Raw genomic sequence first — 20,995 nt, forward strand, 5'->3', positions numbered from 1 at the left:
ATGCTGGCATGGTCTTACCTCCGCCAAGCAGAAAAACGAAAAAGCTAAGAAGCCGGCGCGTACCGGCATTCAATCGGTGCGCGTTGGTTTCGTTTGGCTTAAAACCGCTGGTATTCATAGAAATAAATGTAATCATCGAAGGCTTGATGAATGTGAATGTCTTCTTCTGAGTTGCGCTGATGAAAGCACAACTTCACTGACTGGTTGTCATTTGCTCTATCGTATCCAGCACGAGCTGTGAGTCATTCGCGTCTCGCTTCGGTTGCGTGGTTCGCCATTTGTAATGGCTGGATCTTGGGCATTCCCGCAATCGCCTTTTTAACCGTAAAATATCTCCTCCACGTGTCACTCCTACCGCCATGATAACATGACGTTATTTTTGAGTGTCCTACATAAAGGGGATAAGTTCACAGGACTGTATGCGCCCTTCGCTTGCCCGATTAAGGCAAGCGGCTGCAAAACCATATCGCATGGTTCAGTATTCAGGACAGGTCAGGGCCCATCGTTCCAGACTGCCGCACTAAGCGCAATAACAGCATCCGGCCGCCGAAGCATTACTTCGTCCCTCTAGCATTCTCTACCCATTCCGTTCCGCTCCAAATCAGATTGCCTTTGTAAATCAGCGTCGTCTTATCCTTCTTCACCCATATTTTAAAGCCCCAGCCGACATGGCCCGTATTATCCGCTCCATAATATCTTTTCGTTCGGCTGTCATAATATACTTTGCCCTTTGGCGAATGAGCGCGATCGGTGCAATCGTACTCCGCGGTATCCTCTTCCCACTCATTGAGATCCGCAATAGTTGCGGCATCGCCTTCCACCATTCCGCCTGAGGTAGGACGGTTCTCCGGCACCGAAACGTCGTCTGAACGGGACTCCTTTTCCTCATTTTCCATACTGCTTCCACTACCACTACTGCTGCTGCTACTGCTGCTGCTCGATGCCTCATCCGTCGGCCTCGGCCTCGCTAAGCCGGGGTTCTCCTTGTAATATTGAAACACTTCCTCCGCACGGCCCTCGAACCTCGTATTTTTCAAAATCATCGCGATTTGGGAGTACCATTCACTAACCTCTCCCTCCGGTCCGCGCCATGCTTTTTGAATAAACTTTAACACATCGCCGCCGATAAACTGCATTGGCGCATCTGCTTTCATTTGGATCGATGTAGAAGCAGCTGAAGATTGCTCAAGCTGCTCCGGTCCTCCGGCAGCTTGGTTTGCCTTCATCCCCATCACATCAGCTTCATGCTCCAAGCCGGCATCGTCGTTTATGGAAGCATCCTTCAGCTGAACCGTCGGCTTGACGCGGCCTTGCTTCTGCTGCGCTACATGCCATGCCTCATGCGGCAAATGCCGCTCCTGCCCGGGACCGATATGAATATCCGTGCCCTGCGCGTATGCCAGTGCGTTTACTTCAGACGGCTTGGAGGAATTATAGTGTACTTTGACATCGTCCATCGCAAGCCCGGAGAGGCTCTCGACGCCTGTTTTCAATTGATCGGGCAGGCCCGTTTGGTTTCTTTCCCGCTGAATCGGCTCTGACCGCTTGCTTCCCGCTCCAGACCGAAGAAGCTGCGTGACTGCGCGGTTCCCTATCTTGCTTTGCAGCTGAAGCAAGTTATGCGGCTGCATGGCGGATGGTTGTGACAGATTAGCTTCAGCAGATGCCGAAACATGTAAGGAAGCCGGAGAAGCGGTCTCGGTGCGCGGCTTCGCAGATGTATTTTTATCCGTAATGCGAGATGTCACATCAGGCACCAGCTTTCTAATAAATGGAATAATAGATTCATAGTATCATATACGGATAATTCCATAAAGCGCAAAAAAACACGCCAAATCCGGCGTGTTCCTTGCGGTTCGTTTTGACTATTTCATTACTTTGTAACGGACTTGAACCAATCATTAACTTCCTTCGTAACTTGGTCGCCGCCGTTGGACTTCCAGCTAGCAACAAACTCGTCATAAGCATCGATTGGCAATTTGCCATAGATGATTTTGTTGAACGTCTCCATTTCAGACTGGCGCAATAGATTCCATTTCGAAATCATCGTTGGCGTTGCCGCACCCGTGAAATAGTTTTGTTTGCGGATGTCGATTTGCGACATAACCACTTTTGCTGCATACCAGTTTTCCGGTTTACGGAACTCAGCAAGCTGCTTCTCGTAAGGTGTTTCCGGTTTATTGCCTTCCGCAAGCTTAACTAGCGTTTGCATATAAAGGGTTGGTATGCGGGCAGGTCCCGTAATGTAAGGGAAATCATTAAAGAAATCTTTGATTTTGTCTTTGTTGCTCGTAGGCTGTCCGTCCACGATATCCCAGTCATAGCCTTGGGCAAAGCCATATTCAAATTTGCTGCCGACAGCCGGATTCGCTAGGTTATCAAGCAGGAAGTTGTAATAAAGGAAAATCGCTTCCGGATGTTTAGCGTCCTTATTGATCATGATACTGCTGTTAACACCTGAGTTTTGCCATTTGGTGCCCATCAAGCCGTCTGGGCCGGCAGGAACCGGATAAGCTTTGTATTTTGATCCCGGTACGTTTTTCAACAAGTCTGGAGCTGGCCAGTCCGGTACCCAGTTCGCGCCAGGCAAAATGCCCGCGTTGCCTTTTGTCCAAATTTCAGCGGATTTGCCTTCATCCCACAAAGCGGCGTCAGGGTGGATATACCCTTTGTTCATCCATTCTTGCAGCTTCGCAAGCGCGTTTTTAGCGCCTGGATTAATGGAACCATATTCAAGATTGCCGTTTGCGTCCTTGTTCCATTGCTCCTCTACCGTGCCATATGCTCCGAATAACCAATCCAGCGAGCCCATCCATGTGTTTGTATTATTTTTCAAAGAAACAGCAAGCGGATATACGTCTTTTGGAGCCAACCCGTCAGGGTTCTCGTTTTTGAATTTGTCCAAAACGACTTCCAGTTCTGCAATCGTCGTAGGCGCTTTCAGGTTCAGCTTCTCCATCCAGTCTTCACGGAACCACAACACCGTATCGTCATTGTCCGTATACTCTAGGATCGGAAGGTTGTATTTCTTGCCGTCTCTCGTGAAAGGATACCATAGTTCCGGGTTTTGCTCCGTATGGTCCTTCCAAATTTTGTTGGCGTATTTCGCGAACAGCTCATCAATCGCAATAAATTGACCGGAATCGATCAGTTGGTTAGTGAGGACAGCGTCCGTTGGTACAGGTACAAAATCAGGCAGCTTCTCGCCGGATGCGATCGCCAGCTGCAGCTTTTGTTTATATTGGTCGCTGCCTGCCGGATACCAGTTGTCTTTATATTTCAAGCCAAATTGCTCCAACATCCAGCGGTCATGAACGTTGTTTTCCTTTGTTTCGTCCTTGATATACTTCTTCGGCATTAATACCGTGCTAATTTCAATTGGCGGATCGTATTTACCAAGGTCAAATCCCGACGCGGCTGCGGTTGGCGATGTGCTCGCTTCATTCGTTGCCGCTTCTTCCTTTTTCCCATTTCCGTTCCCCGCATTATTTCCGCTGCAAGCGGTGATCACAACAAGTGCCATAACCACGAGCAACAGCCATGGTTTTCTGAATGTACTCATTTTTCATTTCCCCCTACGATGTAAGATCACTACAAGTGTAACTCTACCAATTAGCCGGGCAGGGGATCTATAGGATTATGTTAGTTTTCATAAGAATCTGTTAGGCTGTTATTTCCGTCCCGATAATCTTGGGGCGTTACGCCGAACTGGCGTTTAAACACTTTGATAAAGTAAGCCGGGTCCAAATAACCAACCTCCATGCTTATTTCATATACCTTTTTTTCGGTCGCCCTAAGCAAATGGCAGGCACGGTCCATACGGAGCGAGGCGACGTAATTGCTTATCCCTTCCCCCGTTTCGATCTTATAAATTTTCGACAAATGGGTAGGATGAAGGTTTACGTGATCAGCCAGCGTACGCAAAGATACGTCCAGATGCAAGTTTTTCTCCACAAACTGCTGGGTCTTCATCACATAAAGGGAACGGAAATCTTTAATTTCATTCGATGTCCCCTCCTTCAGCTTGCCAAGCACGCCGATCGACCATTTGCGAAGCTTGTTGATCGAACTGAAAGCCTCGCCGCTTTGCAAGGGCTGAATCTCTTCCCCCAGCAGTTTAGTTAGCGTACGGCCGTTCCGATGCGCAAGATGGGTGAAGGATGACGCGATTAAAAATCCAGCCTCCATGCAGTGCTCCAACGATTCGGACCAGCGCTCGTCGAGCTCAGTAAATACGGCGGAAAGCTTCTCTTCGGCTGCATCCCAGCGCCCAGCCTCCAGCAGATTAATCAAGGTAGGCGGCTGATAGATCGCATCCAGAGCCCCTTGGGAATCATTTTGCTCCAGCTCGCCAACACGCATAACAAACTCGCGCTCGTCCCCTACGATTTGCATAAAATAAGCCGACGCCTGCCGGTAACGCTCCGAAAGCTGCTCCGGAAGCTTGAACCACTCCGTCATGACAATCGACAACGATCCTTTCAGAAATTGCTTGACCTTATACTGAAGCTGGATGGCAAGCTTCTCCAAAATCGTCTCTTTCCCTACCTCGGAGTGGCCTGCCTTGAGCTGAATAAGAAAAGCAAGATAACCATGCTCCTCCTTAACGCCCCATACTTCGGCAAATTCCCCAATGATCTCCTCGGCCATGTTGACGATCGCATATTCCATCAGCTGCTGCCCATTGTTTTTATATTGCTCAAATTCCTCTTCCATCCGAACCAGCAGCAAGGCGCTGTCGCCGCAGCTAAAAGGCAAGCCGTAACTCACAAGCTTTCGGTTCCATTCCTCAATGGACATCCGTTGACCGTGCAGCGCATCCAGAAGAAGCTGGCCGCGAAGCAGCGGCAAATTTTCCCGCAGCGTGTTCTCGGTCCGCTCGAAGGAGCTGATGCTCTCCCACTCCGCCGTCAACTGATCGATTGCTGTTTTTACTGCGCCAAACAGTTCAGTATCGGTAGGCGGTTTAAGCAAATAGTCCACCGCTTGGTTGCGGAGCGCTTCCTTCGTAAATTCAAAATCGGAATGGCCCGATAAAATAATGCATTTTATTTTTTTATCACGCAAGCGAATACGCTCTATAAGTTCAATGCCCGTCATCTCCGGCATAATAATATCCGAAATGACAATATCAATCGGATGCGTCTCCAAAATTTGCAGCGCCTCGCGGCCAGAATAAGCTTTATGGACCTGTTCAATCCCAAGCTTATGCCATGGCTTGTGCATGGATAAGTTATCTGCCCAGTGAGCTTCATCGTCTACTATGATCATCTGCATGTCATATGTCCCCTTTTATCGTTGGATGTTGTAGTTGTTGTCCAGAGGCCGTCTCCCATTTGATCTCTGTCCGAAAACCGCCTAGAAGTGATTTCGAGAAATATACATAAGAATTTTCACCAAATAGATGGATAATACGTTGATTGGTATTCCAAAGACCGCAGCCCATTTCCTCTTGCAAAGGCTCATGCATTTTACGATTCAGCGCCTCCTGCGGCTCGGCACCCATACCGGGCCCATCGTCATCGATATAAATTCTGCAGTAGCCGTCTAACCTTTCGCCGGTAATTCGAATTTCACCTGATGAATAAGATTTCCCCACGCCATGGATGACGGCATTTTCCACGATTGGCTGCAGCATCAGTCGCGGAACCTGCTGGCTGTGCATCTCCTCAGGGATATCGATCGTGTAATGGATTCTCCCGTTACGAAGCTTTTGGATTTCCAAATAGTTGACGATAAGTTTGATTTCCTCGCTTAAAGTAGACGTTTGCCGCTCCATTCGGGTTGTATAACGATAATAGGAGCTCAAATTATACGCCATCGACACAACGGCTTCCTCGTCCTTCATCTGCGCCATATTAATAATATATCCGAGACAGTTATAAAGGAAATGGGGATTTATTTGCGCCTGCAGCTGCTTTAAGGTTGCTTCCCTGACACGCAGCTTTTCATTAAGCACGTTCTCAATTAAGCTTTGGATTTGCCTCGACATGTCGTTAAACCGATAAAACAAGAAGGAAAACTCGTTGTTGACGTTGGACTTGATCTGCACCGAGAAATCCCCGCGCTGTACGCTTTGCAAGCCTTGAATGAGCTTTCTGATCGGACGTTGGACGTTCCGGTACAGCAATACGGATGCAGAAATGCCGACGACAAATAACAGTACCATCGATACATAAAATAAATTGCGGCTGAACGAAATAGGCCCCATGATTTGATCCAGCGGAACGATATCAACAAGATACCAATCGAGTTGCGGCGATTTTACGGCGCTGACCAAATAATTTTCGCCCTCCAGCCTCACGACCTTCTGCATCGTATCCTCTAGCCTATGCTTGTCTAAATATGCAATGAGCTCGGCTGACAACGATTTGGAAGCGCTTCGATTTAAAATCGGAGCTTCACCCTGATGGTAAAATAACGGATCGCCTTGCCCGCCCGCTTTATACGTATCCAGCATGTTTTGAATATTCTCATGGCCGAAGCTGGCTTCTACGACTAGATTGCTTCCTCTAAGCGTCCCCTGTTGACCGAAGGTATCGGTATAAAACCAATGAAACGATTTATGCTCGCCTTCAGGTACGATCTCGCCATCGCCGTATGTCCATTTTCCCGTCATATTCCTTTTGAGATACTCCTCGTCATAGGAGGCAGGGTTATTGTAGTTGGAAATAATCTCTTTGTTTTGCTGCGAATATACCGTATATTTAACCGGCCAAATGTTCATAACCCCAGACTGCAAAGCCATCTTCTCCTGCACAACATATCTGGTTTGCATCTGATCGTAGCCATCATCCCAAATATTTAAGCCATTGAACTTCTCAACGTTCGGGTCTCTCGAGAAGGTAATGATAAAGTCCATCGTTTGATTAATCCGAGAATCGATTTGACTAGATAAGAAGGATAGCTGTTTCGTGTTTGAAACCTGAAGTTCCTTGCTGATCACATCTAATGCGATCTGGTTCGAATATGTAAACATGATAATAATCGGAATGAACAAAATGATGATCAACCCGTTCATTTTGGCAAACAAGCTGAATCTTGCACCCATTTTTCTACGGATAAACGAAATCCCTCTACTCAGTACCATAACTGACCCCTCCATCAAATATCCCTAACAAAACCCTATCGATCCTAACAATATCCTATAGTTCGATGGCTGATCTTGTTGATACTATATATATCAGGGTTTCTCAGAATACACAAATGAGTTTTTATGGAACAGGAGAGAGCTATGGACACAAATACGACTAAACAACTGAGCCTTAAGAGCACTCGGCGTGAGAAAACAAAAGGCGGCTACAAGCAGCCTTGGATGCTTCATTTTATGGTTTTGCCGGCTGTCCTATTGGTTTTCGTCTTTTCTTATTTGCCAATGACGGGCATCGTCATGGCATTTCAAGATTATAAAGCAGGGCTCGGTATTTCCGGTTCCCCGTGGGTCGGCCTTAAACATTTTCGCTACATGCTGGAAAATGAATATTTTTTACAGATTACATGGAATACCCTTCTCTTTGCTTGCAGTAAAATTGTAATGAATTTGTTTATTCCGTTTATTTTCGCCTTATTGCTGAACGAGGTTAGAAATTCAGGGCTGAAACGGGGCATTCAAACGCTCGTTTACCTGCCTCACTTTCTGTCCTGGGTCACGCTTGCAGGTATTCTCATTGATGTGCTTGCCCAGACCGGTCTCATCAATCAATTTCTATCGAATGTATTCGGCATCAAGCCCATCTTCTTCTTAGGCGATGGCAATTGGTTCCGATTTGTAATCATATCAAGCGACGTATGGAAGGAATTTGGCTTCAACACCATTATTTTTCTAGCTGCGCTGGCAGGCATTAATCCCGCGCTTTACGAAGCCGCTGAGGTTGATGGGGCGAGCCGCTGGAAGCAAACGATGCATCTGACCATCCCTTCTCTTATACCGATCGCTATCGTTGTTGCGACATTGGCGCTAGGCAACGTACTGAATGCGAACTTTGACCAGGTGTTCAACTTATACAGCCCACTGATTTATAAGCAGGGAGATATTATCGATACTTTCGTTTACCGTGAAGGTCTGCTGAGCGGGCAATTCAGCTTCGCTACAGCGGTTGGCCTGTTCAAATCATTAATCAGCCTTATTCTAATTATCATATCCTACCGACTTGCCTATAAATTGGCCGGCTATCGCATCTTCTAGAAAGGGGGACCACCTATGTACCACAAAACGTTATCTTATCGTATTTTCACGATTTTCAACAATGTCTTTTTGGCTACGATATCTGTTCTCTGCTTGCTGCCGCTCTACCACTTGCTGATGGTCTCCTTAAGCTCAACCGCGCCTGCCAACGCTGGCTTGGTTACGTTTTGGCCGATCGGCTTTACATTTGAGGCCTATGCCAAAACGTTTGACAACGCCAACTTCCTCTCGTCCCTTTGGGTATCCGTGCAGCGGACCGTACTCGGAACGGCGATGGCGATGTTCGTCAATCTCATAGCGGCATACGCCCTCTCCAAGGATACCCGCGTATTCCGTGCTCGCAACATTTATCTCTGGTATTTTGTCATTACGATGTTGTTCAGCGGAGGCTTGATCCCGGGTTATATCCTGATCCTGAAGCTTGGCCTTATGAATTCACTGTTCGCGCTTATTCTTCCGGGCATGGTAGCGGTGTTTAATATCATTTTGCTGCTTAACTTCTTCCGCACCGTACCTAAGGATCTTGAAGAAGCTGCCTTTATGGATGGTGCAGGCCATTTCCGCTCATTCTTCACCATCTATTTGCCCATCTCCTTGCCAGCCATTGCGACGGTTTCCTTATTTACGATGGTCGGCCATTGGAACGCTTATTTTGACGGTTTGATCTATATTAAAGAAGCTGAAAGGCTGCCGCTCGCCAGCTTCATGCAGACGATTATCGTGCAAGCCGATTTGACGAAGTTTGATCCTGCAATGGTAGCTAATATGTCTCAGCGTACCATTCGCGCATCGCAAATTTTTATCGGTGCTTTGCCCATCCTGCTCGTTTACCCTTTCCTGCAGCGTTACTTTGTTAAAGGCATAACGATTGGTGCGGTTAAGGAATAGGAAAACAAACAAAACCCGCATGTTGCGATCACGCAGCCTGCGGGTTTTGTCTATTCTGATTTTACAGCCCATTCACACGAATTAGGTTAATCCGCTTGAATTTTGCAAAACGATTCGCCATCCATCCGAGTCCGAAATGCGTATATGACCAAAAAAAATCTATTCATAGCCACCCTCGGATTCGGGCAGCTTTTTGTATTCCTCTTTTGCCTCAACGATTTGCTGGATAAAGCTGCGCAGCTCCAACATTTGCTTGGCATCGTTCGTTATTTCGCAGTGCTTGTCCGTCCATGTAAATATTTTCGTTTCACCATTCACATTGATTTCCCAGCTGTCTTCACTATAGGGGACAACCTCACAGCCTACGCTGGCGGGCATTAGCTCTTTCGCTCCCATAATGTTTATTTCTCTCATTTTCGCATAGATGCTGCGCTTCTCTTCCAACGTAAACGTAACTTTTGCAGATGCCGTCCCGTTCATGATTAAATCCTTTGTTACCGTACCTTGGAACGTATTAATCTCATTTTTATTAACCTCGCCATAACCAAACCGAACCATAAAATCAAAGTTGCCGGGCATATCTTTGGGCATCTTATTTGCTTCATTCACCTTTATAGCTGTCTGCTGTTTGATTATCGTTGCAGCTTCCCCATCATTTTCCGAGTCTTTTTCAACGCTGCAACCACTCACCCACAGCAATATAAACAAAATAGCGTATAATCGCTTCAATATTATGCCTCCCTAATTATTCACATGCAAAAGATAAGACGAAGCTGGGAGACTTTTGTTGCGCAATGCTAACCCTTTAACTTCATCACCTCTAGGCAATGGGTCCAATCCATCCGTTTATGCGAGGTAGCTTCCTATTCCCAAAACCCATTTTACCACAACTTCTGAAACCTATGTTTTATTGGAGTATAACGGGACTTTTTCTTGTTATCGTCGCCATTATGAATTGCCGCGCGCCGGCCGGAATAAGGCTGCTGTTTCCTCGAAGCAGCCAAGCATCAAGGGGCCTCTAATATGGAGACTTCAGCCCCCCCTCCAATACGATGCATTGCCCATTAATGTTGCAAAACCACCACCTCCAACCATAAAAAAAGAGGCAGTCGCAAAGGCTCTTACCCCTTCGCTACTGCCCCTTGATAATGCCTTACCCTTCTGACTGCGCCAGCTTCACCAACAAGTGAGCCAGCTTATGCTGCTCCTCTTCGGTACCGACTTTCCAAAGCTCCTGCAGAAGCTTTTCCTCCCGATTGCGAGGATCTTCATGCTTCGCTAAATAACCTGCAACCTTCTGCGCAACTAAGGCTAGCTGCTCCTCGTTTAATCCCACATTCTCAGCCAGCTCGATTCGCTTGGCGAGATAGCTTTTAAATTCTCCGAAGTTTTGTAAAATTTCATCCTTTTTCCCCGAGTCCATACGGTCCAGCGTTTGATCGATTTTGCCGAGCGACAGCTCGCCGTCTTTATCCACCACATGATTATATTCCGACATAATGGTTCCTCCTTGTTTATGTATTGGTATTGGTTTGTTATTCTTATMCCCTATCCTGCCACTAACCAATCACTTCTATGTCCAGCTATGCTTTTTTTGGCATTTTCCGCATAAAAAAAGACCGCTAACAGCGGTCTCCCTCTCAAGCTTGAATCCATAACATACCTTCGATTGGTTCCTCACGGCAATTGCAGCAAACGTACGATTTCGCCATCGATTGCGTCATCACTCACTTTTTTGAATCCCAATGACTCATACAACCTTGCCGCAATATCGTTATGGGGTCTGTGGCCAATCATCAGTCTTTTACAATTCAAAGAATCAGTCATATAAGCAACCAACTTCTCCATCGCTGCCCGGCCATAACCTTTGCCCTGATCGTTCTCGTCAATCATAAGGGCCGGAATCCAGAAGTTTCCGTTCTCATCAGCCGTAACGCAATAAACGATAAAACCGATCACGGTATCCTCCAAATAAACAGCACGCAATTCAAAATTCTTAACGTATTTGGACTCCGCTATCCAGTAAACGACAGGTGCCGGAAACACAGCAAGCTGCTCTTCAGTTACCTTAAGGTTCGTGCAAGCAAACCAATTTTCCTCGCTCACTGTTTTCAAACGAATAGGCAATACGCATTCCTCCCGAAAAATAATAAACCAATCGTATCATACGAAGCATCGTTTTTCTGGGAATAAATGCTTATACTCGTTTGCTGCTCCCCATTGCAATCGATTAATTCCAGGTCTGATCGAGCTTGTCCGCATAAAAGTGAATAGCTTTCTTATAAGCTTGAATGCCTTCATCATCACTCGTATCCGCTAATTGCTTGAGCAAAATCTCCATAGCTCGTCCGTAATCCTTCATATTATATAAGGTCATCGCGTAGAAAACTTGAAACTCTCTTCGCTCCGGATATTGTTTTATCGCATCCTCAAAGACGCTTAACGCATTTTCATACATGCCAAGAGTACGATAAGTGCTTCCTAATCCTAAAAACGCTCCTTGCCTTTCTTCACCGGACAAACCTAGTTCAATGGCGATAATGTAATAGGATACTGCGCCTCGCTCTAAAGTCATTACATCATGCACCCAAGCGAGCTGATACCATACCGATGGGTTACGCGGCTCATCTCTTGCCAAATCAAACAGTATCGTTTTCGCTTCCTCAAGCCGTCCTGCTTCCCGTAATTTTATCGCTTTCGTTAAAAGATCCATACCGATCACTCCTTTGCACTAAGATTGAACGCAACTATTTCAAGCCTTTCCTTACGCCAATCATTTTTTACTCTCTGCTGATCATTATCGGAGCATCGTTTACGATTTATTAATCATTCTACATCTAATTTTAAAGGGTTTTTACCTATCTGGCTATTGGTCTAAAACTATAATGCAGGCGCTTATTTCTATGCAACTGCTTCCAAATTCCCGCTCGCCCTAGGCGCATCAAAGCACACAAAAAAACATGCCCAAGCAGGCATGTTTAATTATGATATCGCATGTTATCCTTACTCGCTTACCCTTTCGTCCCGCCTTGCAGGCCAAACCCTTTCGACATAAACTGCTGGGAGAGAATATACATCACAACCGAAGGAATTGCGTACAGCACAGAAAACGCCGCTAACTGCCCATACTCCACCATGCCGTATTGTCCAAAAAACTGATACAGCTTCAATGAAGCCGGGAAATTCTCAGGTGTTTGCAACAAAATATACGGGACAAAGAAATTGCCCCAGCTCCCCGAAAAGGTGAAAATGGCTACCGTGCAAATGCCCGGAACCATTAATGGCGCAACCACCTTGCGAATGCCAACGAAAACAGAAGCTCCGTCGACCCATGCCGCTTCTTCCAAATCATTCGGCACCGAATCCATAAAGTTTTTCAGCATCCAAATGCCATACGGCATCGAGGAAGCGACATAAAATAAAATGACGCCAAAAATATTATCATACAATTTAAGGCTCAGAAACAATTGATAAACCGGTACCATAACAGCCGTAATCGGCAAGGACGTCATAAATAATATCGTCAGCATAAAAGACTTCTTATATTTCATTTGATAACGAGACAACGGATATGCCGCAAGCAGCGCCAATAGGACGACGAGGATAGCTTGGCCAACCGACATGATCAAGCCAATCACATAGGCGCGCTGATTGACGCGGTTAGTGATGACATCCCAATAGTTTCCTCCGGTGAACTTATTTGGCATTTTGAGCGATTGCATGGCATTGGTATCGATTGACGCGACAAAAACCCATAAAAGCGGCAGTAAGAAACAAACCCCGATCAAAGTAAGAATCGTATACGGCAGGACTCGATAAATCAATTTGCGATGTTTCGCATTCATACGAAGTCTCCTTGTACATTTACTCTTTCATCGAGCGAATATAGAACAAGCTAAGTATAATACCTATTAAGAGCAGCAATAAGGATATGGCTGTTCCGTAGCCAAGCTGATAGTTAACAAAGGCTTGATTATACATAAAGATCGGCAGCGTCGTGGTTGAAGTTCCCGGCCCGCCGCCGGTCATCGCGTAGATGAGACCGAATACCCCGAGCGTCTGCAGCGTCACAAGCATCATGTTTGTCGTGATCGTATCTTTTATGTAGGGAATCGTAATTTTCGTTAAAATCTGCCACCCCGATGCCCCGTCCACAACTGCCGCTTCTTCAATCTCCGTAGGCACATCATCCAGCGCTGCTTGAAACACTAACATGGAGAATGCAGTACCGTGCCAAATGTTAGCCAGTATAATCGTGACCATCGGAACCGTATACAGCCAGAGCACTTCCGGAAGCCCAAATGATGTAATGATTGCATTAAGCGTGCCTTCATCCCCAAAAAAGCTGTACAGGCACAATGCGCATACGATTTCAGGTGTAACCCAACCGGCTAGCACGATCGTTCCAACAACGCGCCGGAACAGCTTATTTTTCTGTTTCATTAGAAGCGCAATCAGAAATCCTAACACCTGTTGGCCTATAACAGCAGACCCTATCAAAAAAATAAGCGTATTCCAAATGCTGACTCTGACCGTCGGATCTTCAAACATGCGCGTATAGTTATCGATCCCGATAAATTTAAGCTCTCTAGCCGCTTCCCCTGTTAAGGCTAAATTCGTGAAGGAATAAAAGAACGTCAACAGAATCGGATAGATGAAAAAAACGAGCATAATCGCAATCGATGGAAGTAAAAAATAGAGCCACGCATATGATTTTCTTTTCTTCATGAGAACATTACCCGTCAAGCTGCTCATGCATCGTTCTCCTCCCGCATGCTGAAAATCAAAAAAAGCGGATGCTCAAGCAAACCCGCTTAATTGGATCTGCTTGAGCAAGCTTTTCACTTTTATTTTTCGATTACATGATCTTTGCCTACAATTCTGGTTACATCCTGCGCATACTTTTTCAGCGCATCTGCCGGAGACGTTCCCGTAGTCACAGATTCAACCATCGTTTGGATTTGGGTAGAAACCTCAGGATATTTATCCTGTGCCGGTCTAAATTCCGCATTTTTCAAATACTCCGTCGCGATTTCATTAAACGGCATTTTCGTATACCCAGGATCCTTGGCCACGTCGGCACGGACGGTGATGTTGCCTGAAGCAATAACGAGCTTTTGGGTATTCTCTTTGCCTAATGCATATTTGATAAAGTCCCATGCCTCGTCTTTGTGCTGCGCATTGCTAGGGATAGATAACGCCCAGCCGCCAGCAAGCGTAATCGATCCAGGCGCTTGCCCTTTGCTCGTCGGCATTGGCGCAAAGCCTAACACATCTTTATATTCCGGCCACGGTGAAGCGCCCGTATCAAAATAGTTGCCCGTAATCCATGAGCCGTCCAACGAAATACCAAGCTTGCCCTGCGGCAAATATTCACGTGAGGAAGTGTTGCCTGCCTGACCATTCAATACTTTAGAAAGCGGCGGTCCAAGCTTCTCCTTGTTAACCGTCTCAATGAAGCTCAGCGCATCCAATATGCCTTGACTCTTAATGATCCATTTACTGCTGTCATTATCGTAGAGTCTCTCTCCTGTTCCGTAGAGGAGCATTTCATAGGTTTGCATGGATGTTGCTTCCCCGGTAGCTTTGCCAAGGTTCATCCAGATCGGAACAACGCCTTCACCGGCTTTTTCCTTAATCGTTCTTGCAGCACTCAGGACATCATCCCATGATTTGGGCTGCCAATCCTCAGGTAAACCTGCATTTTTGAAAATGTCTTTGTTGTACCAGAGACCCCGGGAATCGGTGTTGTAAGGTACGCCGTACACTTTCCCGTCGCTTGCCGTAACCCCTTTTTTCATCGCTTCAATGAAAGAACCGTTGGTCCAGTCTTCCCAACCTTTTAATCTCTCATCTAAAGGTTCCAAAAATCCTGCGCTTGCATCGGAATTCAAAATAAACGTATCCTCCGTTACAATATCAGGCGCCGTATCCTTGGATTTTAGCGCTAGAGCAATTTTGGCAAAATAATCCCCTTCAGAAGCTTGAATCGGCGTTGGCTTGATTTCCACATTTTTGTTCGGATAACTGGCGGATATTTCCTTAATCCATTTATAAAGCACGCCTTCCTCACCGATACCGTCATCTCTATACGTAATCGTTATCGTTTTCTTTGTCGTCTGGGTATTCCCTTCCCCTGTCTGTGTATTAGCGGGTTCGTTTGTCGTTTCCTTATTACTCGTACAACCGAATAACAAAGTAACGCACATGATAGCTGCTGTGATCAGAATAAATTTTCTTTTACTCGTTCTCACTTTTTCCCCTCCTTCGTTTGTTTACTGCTAGTTGACCGTAAAAGGAATTATATGTACGCGCTTTCTAGATGTATGGTTTATGCTTATTTAAATAACCGGATTAATATTCGAACTTTTCACCTGCCCACGGACAATCCGTAATTTTAGACATAAGCTTATCCATTAAAACAACAAAAACCACTCCCAAAGGAAGCGGTTTTTGTTGTTTTATGGATAAGCTTACAAGCCGGTTTGTTTCGCCAGCTATCGTTATAAGGCGTTCAACCAATTGTAAATCGCTTGAACCGTTTCCGCTCGCTGCGCTTTTGAGCCGGCATCAAATAGATTTTCGCTTTTCCCTTGCATCAGACCGGCCGCAACCGCTTTGGAAGCTTCATCCTTTGCCCATTCCGACAGTTGGTCAGCATCGGCGAACCGCTGCAATTCAGCGCCGAATTCGATGCTTTGGCCTGACTTATACTCATAAGCCCGGACCAGTAATGCCGCCATCTGCTCCCGGGTCAATCGCCCGTCAGGCTTAAACTCCGTTGCTGACATACCGGTTACAATGCCAGCCTCATAAGCAGCATTCACCTCTTTCGCGTACCATGCATCCGCTGCAACATCGACAAATGCATCAGGTTCCAAGTTAGTGGATAGGCCGAGGGCTCTCGCTAGAAGCGAAGTAAACTCAGCTCTAGTGATATCCGAATCAGGGCTGAATTGATCATCCGACTTACCTTTTACAATATGTTTGGCTGTAAGCACCTGCAGCGCACGGTAACTCCAGTGGCTCTCTGGTACATCGTTAAACCGCTTGTTCATTTCCAGCAGGGCATATTGGCTAAAATGGTTCAGCTTCACCTCGATTTGTCTGTTATTTTTATCGATTTGACCACCGATATATTCCCATTCATGCGATGTTTCATCAAAATGGTACACGCCGACTAATTCCGAGTCCACAAGTGATGGGTCATAATGAAGCGTTAATTGAACCGGTTCCGGGAACTCGGTGAGACGAACCTGTTGATTACCAGTCAGCAGGTATAAATCAAATTCATAGATATGATCGCCTAGCTTCAAATGAGAAGACTCGCCTGCTTTAGCTGCTGAAGCTGAAACGCTTACCGGCTCCAGCTTCACTCGCAGCGTTGATTGAGCCGCAGCGCCTGCCTTCTCGGCAAGAGCTTTCAGAACGGAAGGCGGAATCGACATAACCACATCCGTCCGGCTTAACTCCAATACATTTCCATCAAGCTGACCGGCGGCAGCAGGCAACGACACTATGGTTTGGTTCGTTGTCAGCGCTAATGCCACTTTTCCGTCCTTCGGATTCAATTCCGACGCCTCTACTTGACGTATCGTTTCCACTGGCGGGTTCGTTACGTTACCCGTCCCGGTACTCGGAGTAGGGCTCGGGCTCGGACTCGGCTCAGGATTAGTCGGCACTTTACCTGTGCTGGCTGAAACGCTCGGGCCATTTACCGTCCAAAGTCCTTCCGTGTCTCTTGCTTCCACTTTAAAGGCATAGCTGGTACTTTCGGTAAGCCCTGTTATCGTTGTTGACAACTTGTCACCATCAACCGCTTTTTCATTCGAGCCCCAAGTAACCTTGAAGCCGGTAGCTGCTGCTCCCTCTTTCATGCCAGACCACGTTAAAGTGATCCGATCCGATCTAATCTCCGAGGCAGTGACGAGTCGATTCACCGACCAAAGATCTGCAACGCCAGGATTTGGCTGCTCCTTAATGATGGATTGCTTAAAGGTTAGAATAGCAGACTCTAATTGCGCAGCTGTCTGCTTGATCTGCTCCGTTGATATCTCCGCATTGCTTCCCGCCGCTTTCGCTGCGTCAATTGCCGCTTGGAACGCTGTTTTTGCGCCGACAGGGTACTGTCCGATTTGATCGCCTTCAACGGATATATGATGCAGCTCTTGTGCTGTCGCTATCAGACTATTCAAATATTCGATATCCGCTTCCAAGATAGTGTAAGCATTAGCCGTTACGTCGCTGCTGCTCATTCCATCTTTGATGGCAATCATTCGGATAACGGTAACGCCAAGCGGCAAAACAATCGGTTCCGTATACAAGGTACTGTCTTCACTCGGTTCTGATCCGCCAATGGTATAGTAAATAGAAGCTCCGGGTGTATCTGTACTCAATGAAATGCTTCGCGCACCGGAATACACCTTCGAGGGCAGGTCAGTTTTTACCAGCTGTACCTTCTCCGGCGCAACTTGGATGATGCTGCTGCGGCTGTATTTTCCATCCTGCGTTTGGACGGTTATTACCGTCGTGCCATTAGACAGACCCGTGACTTTCCCGTTTTGGTCGATCGATGCAATGGTTGGATCACCGGATGTCCAAACGACGCCTTTATTCGTTGCTTGTTCAGGCTGTACCGTGGCCACAAGGTTTCCTTCTTGCCCGGTCGTAAGCCTTAAATGCTCTTTATTAATTACGACACCGCTTACTTCATTTAAATTCGTTCCAGACGGAACAATGGTAAGTCCCGTATTGGCAGCAAGCGTAAGCGTTATAGTGCCGCTTGTAATTGGTACATTGGATTGGTCGGGAACTAAGCCATCGGCCGTTATTTTGTACGTGTCAACGGCATGAACATTTTCCCATTGATCAGGAAACGACCAGGTCACGTTCGAATAGCCATTCAGGCTATAAGCCATGATTTCTTTCTCGTTGTTCGTCCATAACGATGGCACAAACAAATCTCCACCGCTCTGCAGCACTTTATCTCCTTGCTTAATCGTTAATTTGTCCCCGTTGTAAAAGCTTGTTACATCGTTCGAGAAATGTGCAACCACGCCGTCGTCGGATATTCGATCTAAACGGTTGAGGTAATACCACGGCAGTGTGTTAAGTGCAAAATCTTCAAGAAAACCGTTCATGTTTTGCAAATTGTTTCGTTTTACGCGCCCTTCCCCAAGCATGGAGGACCCATAGCGCAAATCGCCGCCTCTTCCGCCTACATATAAATTAGCCGGAACGTTCATCAGCCAATTTTTTTGAGCAACGACGCCTCGGAAATGCCATGCCATCGGCTGCAGCCCCACAAACGCTTCTCCTTGGCGGTAGCTATCTACAAACTCTGAAGTTAAATCAAGCCCTTGGTCACGCCAATACTGGAAAATATTCCTCATCGTTTCTACTTCGTCGGCATTCGTATACCCTTCGAGCTGCTGATGCCACTCACTTAAATTTAATGCCCGGCCTGTCGGATTCGCTGATTGCGGAACTTGAAGATGAAATGCATCCGTATGAATGGTAGCACCATCCTTGAGCGGAGGAAGCATTTCAAGCAGCCTTTGAATTCGCTGCTGAAGCAGCCCTGATCTCCAATCTCTATAATAAGTTATCGCATAGCTTCCGCCATAAACGGAATAATCGCCTTCTTTTACTTCTACACCGTTATAAGTACCCGCGGAGCCTTTCACCTTGCCAATCAGATCGGCAGCAACATATTCGTCCCACAGCGGACTATCCGGAAAGGCAGTTGTCATATTTAAATGAAGGCTTATCGTAGTATTGTATTTCTTCGCTTCTTCCATTAACCAGATCAAGCTCTGCTCCGCAGTTTCGTCTTGCGGCCGCTTAAGCTTAACGTTAACTTGATCCCATGAAGGATATTTGGAGTCATGGCCTTCGAACTGCCAACCGACCAAATAAACAACTTTCGGAATTCCTCTCGTCAAGATGTCGATCTTCTTGGTTGCTTCCAGCGCTTCTTCAAGGTTCAACTCTACATTTCCGTTTCTGGCTAAAAAATATTTCATGACCAGCGTCTTGCTGTAATCAATATAGAAGGGCCGAACGACAACCGTCATTTCATCCTCTTTCGTTCGACCTCCTGAAATGACGGTAACTTTAACGCGCGCAGAGCCGCCCACCCAATGATTGTCGTTATCTTTCACCGGATGCACTACGCCGTTATCGTCGATTGTGGCAACCTCAAACTTGCTGCTCTTATAGAGAGAAACGATGGAGTAGTTGACCTTAACGTTCGGGTCATCGAAATCCACTTCCGTGCCATCACCATTGAAAGCCCTTACATGAGTTTGAATAACTTCAGTTGGAGTCAGCAGCGGATTGATGTCCAATTTGTCGGCTGATAGCTCCACTACGTCCAAACCCGGATCTTTGAGGGAGAAATGGATTTTGTATTCCGTAACATTCGCGCCTTTCGTCACTTTAATGACGGTTGTTCCTGGAATGGAAGCAGCCTGCTCGATTTGAACCGTTGCTTCCGCGTTCTCCTTCTCAACCGTAAGTTGCGGTACTACTGTCGAACCAGCGGGCAAAACAAGCATATATTCCAGCTGTCCCTTTGAAAAATCCGCAAGCGGTACGCCATCTGCTTTAATTTGATTGAGCAGCGTTCCGGTAGGCTCCCCGGTTATCAATCTTGCATTGGCCCAGTTTGCCCAGTCGTTCGAATTGCCGTCATCCGCATCCAATACGACAAGCTCAAGTAAATTCACACCTTCTACGGAGATGTCAACGGATGATTCAACAGGATGATCGGATGAGAGCACGCCGCTATTGAATCTTGTTACACCGTCCGCTTTAACGGTGAAGTTTACTGACGCAAAAGGTTCTTTCCCCGTCCGGGAGTGGTCGAAGCCGATATCCGATTTAAACTTCGTATATTTCCCATTCAGCTCATACTTGATAACCGAATTTGCATGCGTACCCAACCCCTTCGCATAGGAATGTCCAAGTAAATTAATCGCTGTTCCGCCTACGCTTTTGTCTTTCTGCACGGTCTGCCAGCCGCTTGAGGCTGCCGTCCAATTCAAATCGCTGAGAAACACAACATCCTTCAGTTTAAACTGGATCGTATAGGTTGTTGTAAGAGAGTTGTTGGTTACAGAAATCGTTGCTGCTCCGGGCAAGCTCTGCGCTTGGCTAACGGTTATCGCTGCATTTTCGTCCAACGAGGCCGCTTTAACAACCGGAATCGGTGCGTCCTCCGCAAGTCCAACCTCGTACCACTTTTTTTCTTTCGCAAAATCAGCTAACCCTACATTATCCAGCGTAATGCCCGACAGCATCGTGCTAGGATCGATCGTTCGTACGACCCGCGCTTCCGCCCAGTTCGCCCAGTCGCTGTGTATCGGATTCGAGGTAGGATCACCAGCTCCATCCACAACCAATCGCAGCTCGTGAACGCCTGCTATTCCAACGCTGATCGGTGTAGGCTGCGATTCGGGATACATTCTCATAACTCCGCTGTCAAACAGCTTGACGCCGTCGCCGTAAACCGAAAAGATTACCGACGTTGCGCGGGCACTATTGTTAATGTGCTTGTCATCGGGACCTATGATCGATCGAAATGTCGAATATTGCCCATCCAGCTGGTATACAATTTCCGAGTTGGCATGAAGGCCGAGCCCTTTGGTATAAGTTGTTCCGTTCATTAAAATCGGCTTGCCATCCACGTTTTTGTCTCGCTGGACCGTTTTCCAGCCGCTAACGGCTGATACCCAATTCAAATCGCTTAAATAAGTTGCTTCTTCCGGTTCAGCCGCTTGTGCTACTGGAGCCGCCGTTATTCCAAGCCCACTAAATACGATGATCAAAGCCATTGCCAGCATCGTGAACTTGTTTATTAGCCATAATGGCCTTCTGCTGTCATTCATTACCATTCCTCCATAATTGTATTTGATTAGT

General features: G+C 46.6%; 14 protein-coding genes. 2 read left to right on the forward strand and 12 right to left on the reverse strand.

What is annotated here, in order from left to right; genetic code table 11:
- Window positions 1–554: 554 nt before the first annotated feature.
- The 4 genes from ADU23_RS32530 to ADU23_RS30045 all read right to left on the reverse strand — a co-directional run bounded on the left by ADU23_RS32530 (window position 555) and on the right by ADU23_RS30045 (window position 7,090).
- Complete coding sequence (locus tag ADU23_RS32530; protein WP_197286121.1) at window positions 555–1,748, reverse strand: eCIS core domain-containing protein; 1,194 nt, start codon at window positions 1,746–1,748, stop codon at window positions 555–557.
- Window positions 1,749–1,873: 125 nt separating this feature from the next.
- A complete protein-coding gene (locus tag ADU23_RS30035; RefSeq protein WP_053377121.1) occupies window positions 1,874–3,562 on the reverse strand; it encodes an extracellular solute-binding protein in 1,689 nt (562 codons plus the stop codon).
- Window positions 3,563–3,642: 80 nt separating this feature from the next.
- Window positions 3,643–5,277, reverse strand: a complete 1,635-nt coding sequence (locus tag ADU23_RS30040; protein WP_053377122.1) for a response regulator — start codon at window positions 5,275–5,277, stop codon at window positions 3,643–3,645.
- Window position 5,278: 1 nt separating this feature from the next.
- Window positions 5,279–7,090 (reverse strand): sensor histidine kinase, encoded by a 1,812-nt coding sequence (locus tag ADU23_RS30045; RefSeq protein WP_053377123.1) that lies wholly within the window; start codon window positions 7,088–7,090, stop codon window positions 5,279–5,281.
- 144 nt (window positions 7,091–7,234) lie between these two features.
- Here ADU23_RS30045 and ADU23_RS30050 point away from each other — a divergent pair, with 144 nt between their 5' ends.
- A complete protein-coding gene (locus ADU23_RS30050) occupies window positions 7,235–8,185 on the forward strand; it encodes an ABC transporter permease (protein ID WP_053377124.1) in 951 nt (316 codons plus the stop codon).
- A gap of 15 nt (window positions 8,186–8,200) precedes the next feature.
- A complete protein-coding gene (locus ADU23_RS30055) occupies window positions 8,201–9,073 on the forward strand; it encodes a carbohydrate ABC transporter permease (protein ID WP_053377125.1) in 873 nt (290 codons plus the stop codon).
- Between the two features lie 159 nt (window positions 9,074–9,232).
- Here ADU23_RS30055 and ADU23_RS30060 read toward each other — a convergent pair whose 3' ends face one another.
- The 8 genes from ADU23_RS30060 to ADU23_RS30095 all read right to left on the reverse strand — a co-directional run bounded on the left by ADU23_RS30060 (window position 9,233) and on the right by ADU23_RS30095 (window position 20,964).
- Window positions 9,233–9,802: a hypothetical protein gene (locus ADU23_RS30060; protein ID WP_053377126.1), complete on the reverse strand. Its 570-nt coding sequence runs from the start codon at window positions 9,800–9,802 to the stop codon at window positions 9,233–9,235.
- A gap of 424 nt (window positions 9,803–10,226) precedes the next feature.
- Window positions 10,227–10,571: a DUF3243 domain-containing protein gene (locus tag ADU23_RS30065; protein WP_053377127.1), complete on the reverse strand. Its 345-nt coding sequence runs from the start codon at window positions 10,569–10,571 to the stop codon at window positions 10,227–10,229.
- 179 nt (window positions 10,572–10,750) lie between these two features.
- Window positions 10,751–11,200, reverse strand: coding sequence for a GNAT family N-acetyltransferase (locus tag ADU23_RS30070; RefSeq protein ID WP_082198175.1), 450 nt, complete (start codon window positions 11,198–11,200; stop codon window positions 10,751–10,753).
- A gap of 103 nt (window positions 11,201–11,303) precedes the next feature.
- Window positions 11,304–11,786 carry a tetratricopeptide repeat protein gene (locus tag ADU23_RS30075; RefSeq protein WP_053377128.1) on the reverse strand — a complete coding sequence of 161 codons (483 nt, stop codon included), beginning with the start codon at window positions 11,784–11,786 and terminating at the stop codon, window positions 11,304–11,306.
- A 298-nt stretch (window positions 11,787–12,084) separates the two neighbouring features.
- Window positions 12,085–12,918: a carbohydrate ABC transporter permease gene (locus ADU23_RS30080; protein WP_053377129.1), complete on the reverse strand. Its 834-nt coding sequence runs from the start codon at window positions 12,916–12,918 to the stop codon at window positions 12,085–12,087.
- A 19-nt stretch (window positions 12,919–12,937) separates the two neighbouring features.
- Window positions 12,938–13,828 (reverse strand): carbohydrate ABC transporter permease, encoded by an 891-nt coding sequence (locus ADU23_RS30085; RefSeq protein WP_053377130.1) that lies wholly within the window; start codon window positions 13,826–13,828, stop codon window positions 12,938–12,940.
- Between the two features lie 92 nt (window positions 13,829–13,920).
- Window positions 13,921–15,282 (reverse strand): ABC transporter substrate-binding protein, encoded by a 1,362-nt coding sequence (locus tag ADU23_RS30090; protein ID WP_053377909.1) that lies wholly within the window; start codon window positions 15,280–15,282, stop codon window positions 13,921–13,923.
- Window positions 15,283–15,576: 294 nt separating this feature from the next.
- On the reverse strand, window positions 15,577–20,964 hold the full coding sequence (locus ADU23_RS30095) for an NPCBM/NEW2 domain-containing protein (protein WP_053377131.1): 5,388 nt from the start codon (window positions 20,962–20,964) through the stop codon (window positions 15,577–15,579).
- Window positions 20,965–20,995 lie beyond the last annotated feature (31 nt).

The organism is Paenibacillus sp. FJAT-27812 (genome assembly GCF_001273905.1).
GTDB lineage: Bacteria > Bacillota > Bacilli > Paenibacillales > Paenibacillaceae > Pristimantibacillus.

Bases quoted from the DNA above. Each gene is read 5' to 3' on its own strand.
- ADU23_RS30085 (WP_053377130.1), bottom strand. From the start codon at position 13,828: ATGAGCAGCTTGACGGGTAATGTTCTCATGAAGAAAAGAAAATCATAT.
- ADU23_RS30075 (WP_053377128.1), bottom strand. From the start codon at position 11,786: ATGGATCTTTTAACGAAAGCGATAAAATTACGGGAAGCAGGACGGCTT.
- ADU23_RS30095 (WP_053377131.1), bottom strand. From the start codon at position 20,964: ATGAATGACAGCAGAAGGCCATTATGGCTAATAAACAAGTTCACGATG.
- ADU23_RS30050 (WP_053377124.1), top strand. From the start codon at position 7,235: ATGGACACAAATACGACTAAACAACTGAGCCTTAAGAGCACTCGGCGT.
- ADU23_RS30035 (WP_053377121.1), bottom strand. From the start codon at position 3,562: ATGAGTACATTCAGAAAACCATGGCTGTTGCTCGTGGTTATGGCACTT.
- ADU23_RS30055 (WP_053377125.1), top strand. From the start codon at position 8,201: ATGTACCACAAAACGTTATCTTATCGTATTTTCACGATTTTCAACAAT.
- ADU23_RS30080 (WP_053377129.1), bottom strand. From the start codon at position 12,918: ATGAATGCGAAACATCGCAAATTGATTTATCGAGTCCTGCCGTATACG.
- ADU23_RS30065 (WP_053377127.1), bottom strand. From the start codon at position 10,571: ATGTCGGAATATAATCATGTGGTGGATAAAGACGGCGAGCTGTCGCTC.
- ADU23_RS30090 (WP_053377909.1), bottom strand. From the start codon at position 15,282: ATGTGCGTTACTTTGTTATTCGGTTGTACGAGTAATAAGGAAACGACA.
- ADU23_RS30040 (WP_053377122.1), bottom strand. From the start codon at position 5,277: ATGCAGATGATCATAGTAGACGATGAAGCTCACTGGGCAGATAACTTA.
- ADU23_RS30045 (WP_053377123.1), bottom strand. From the start codon at position 7,090: ATGGTACTGAGTAGAGGGATTTCGTTTATCCGTAGAAAAATGGGTGCA.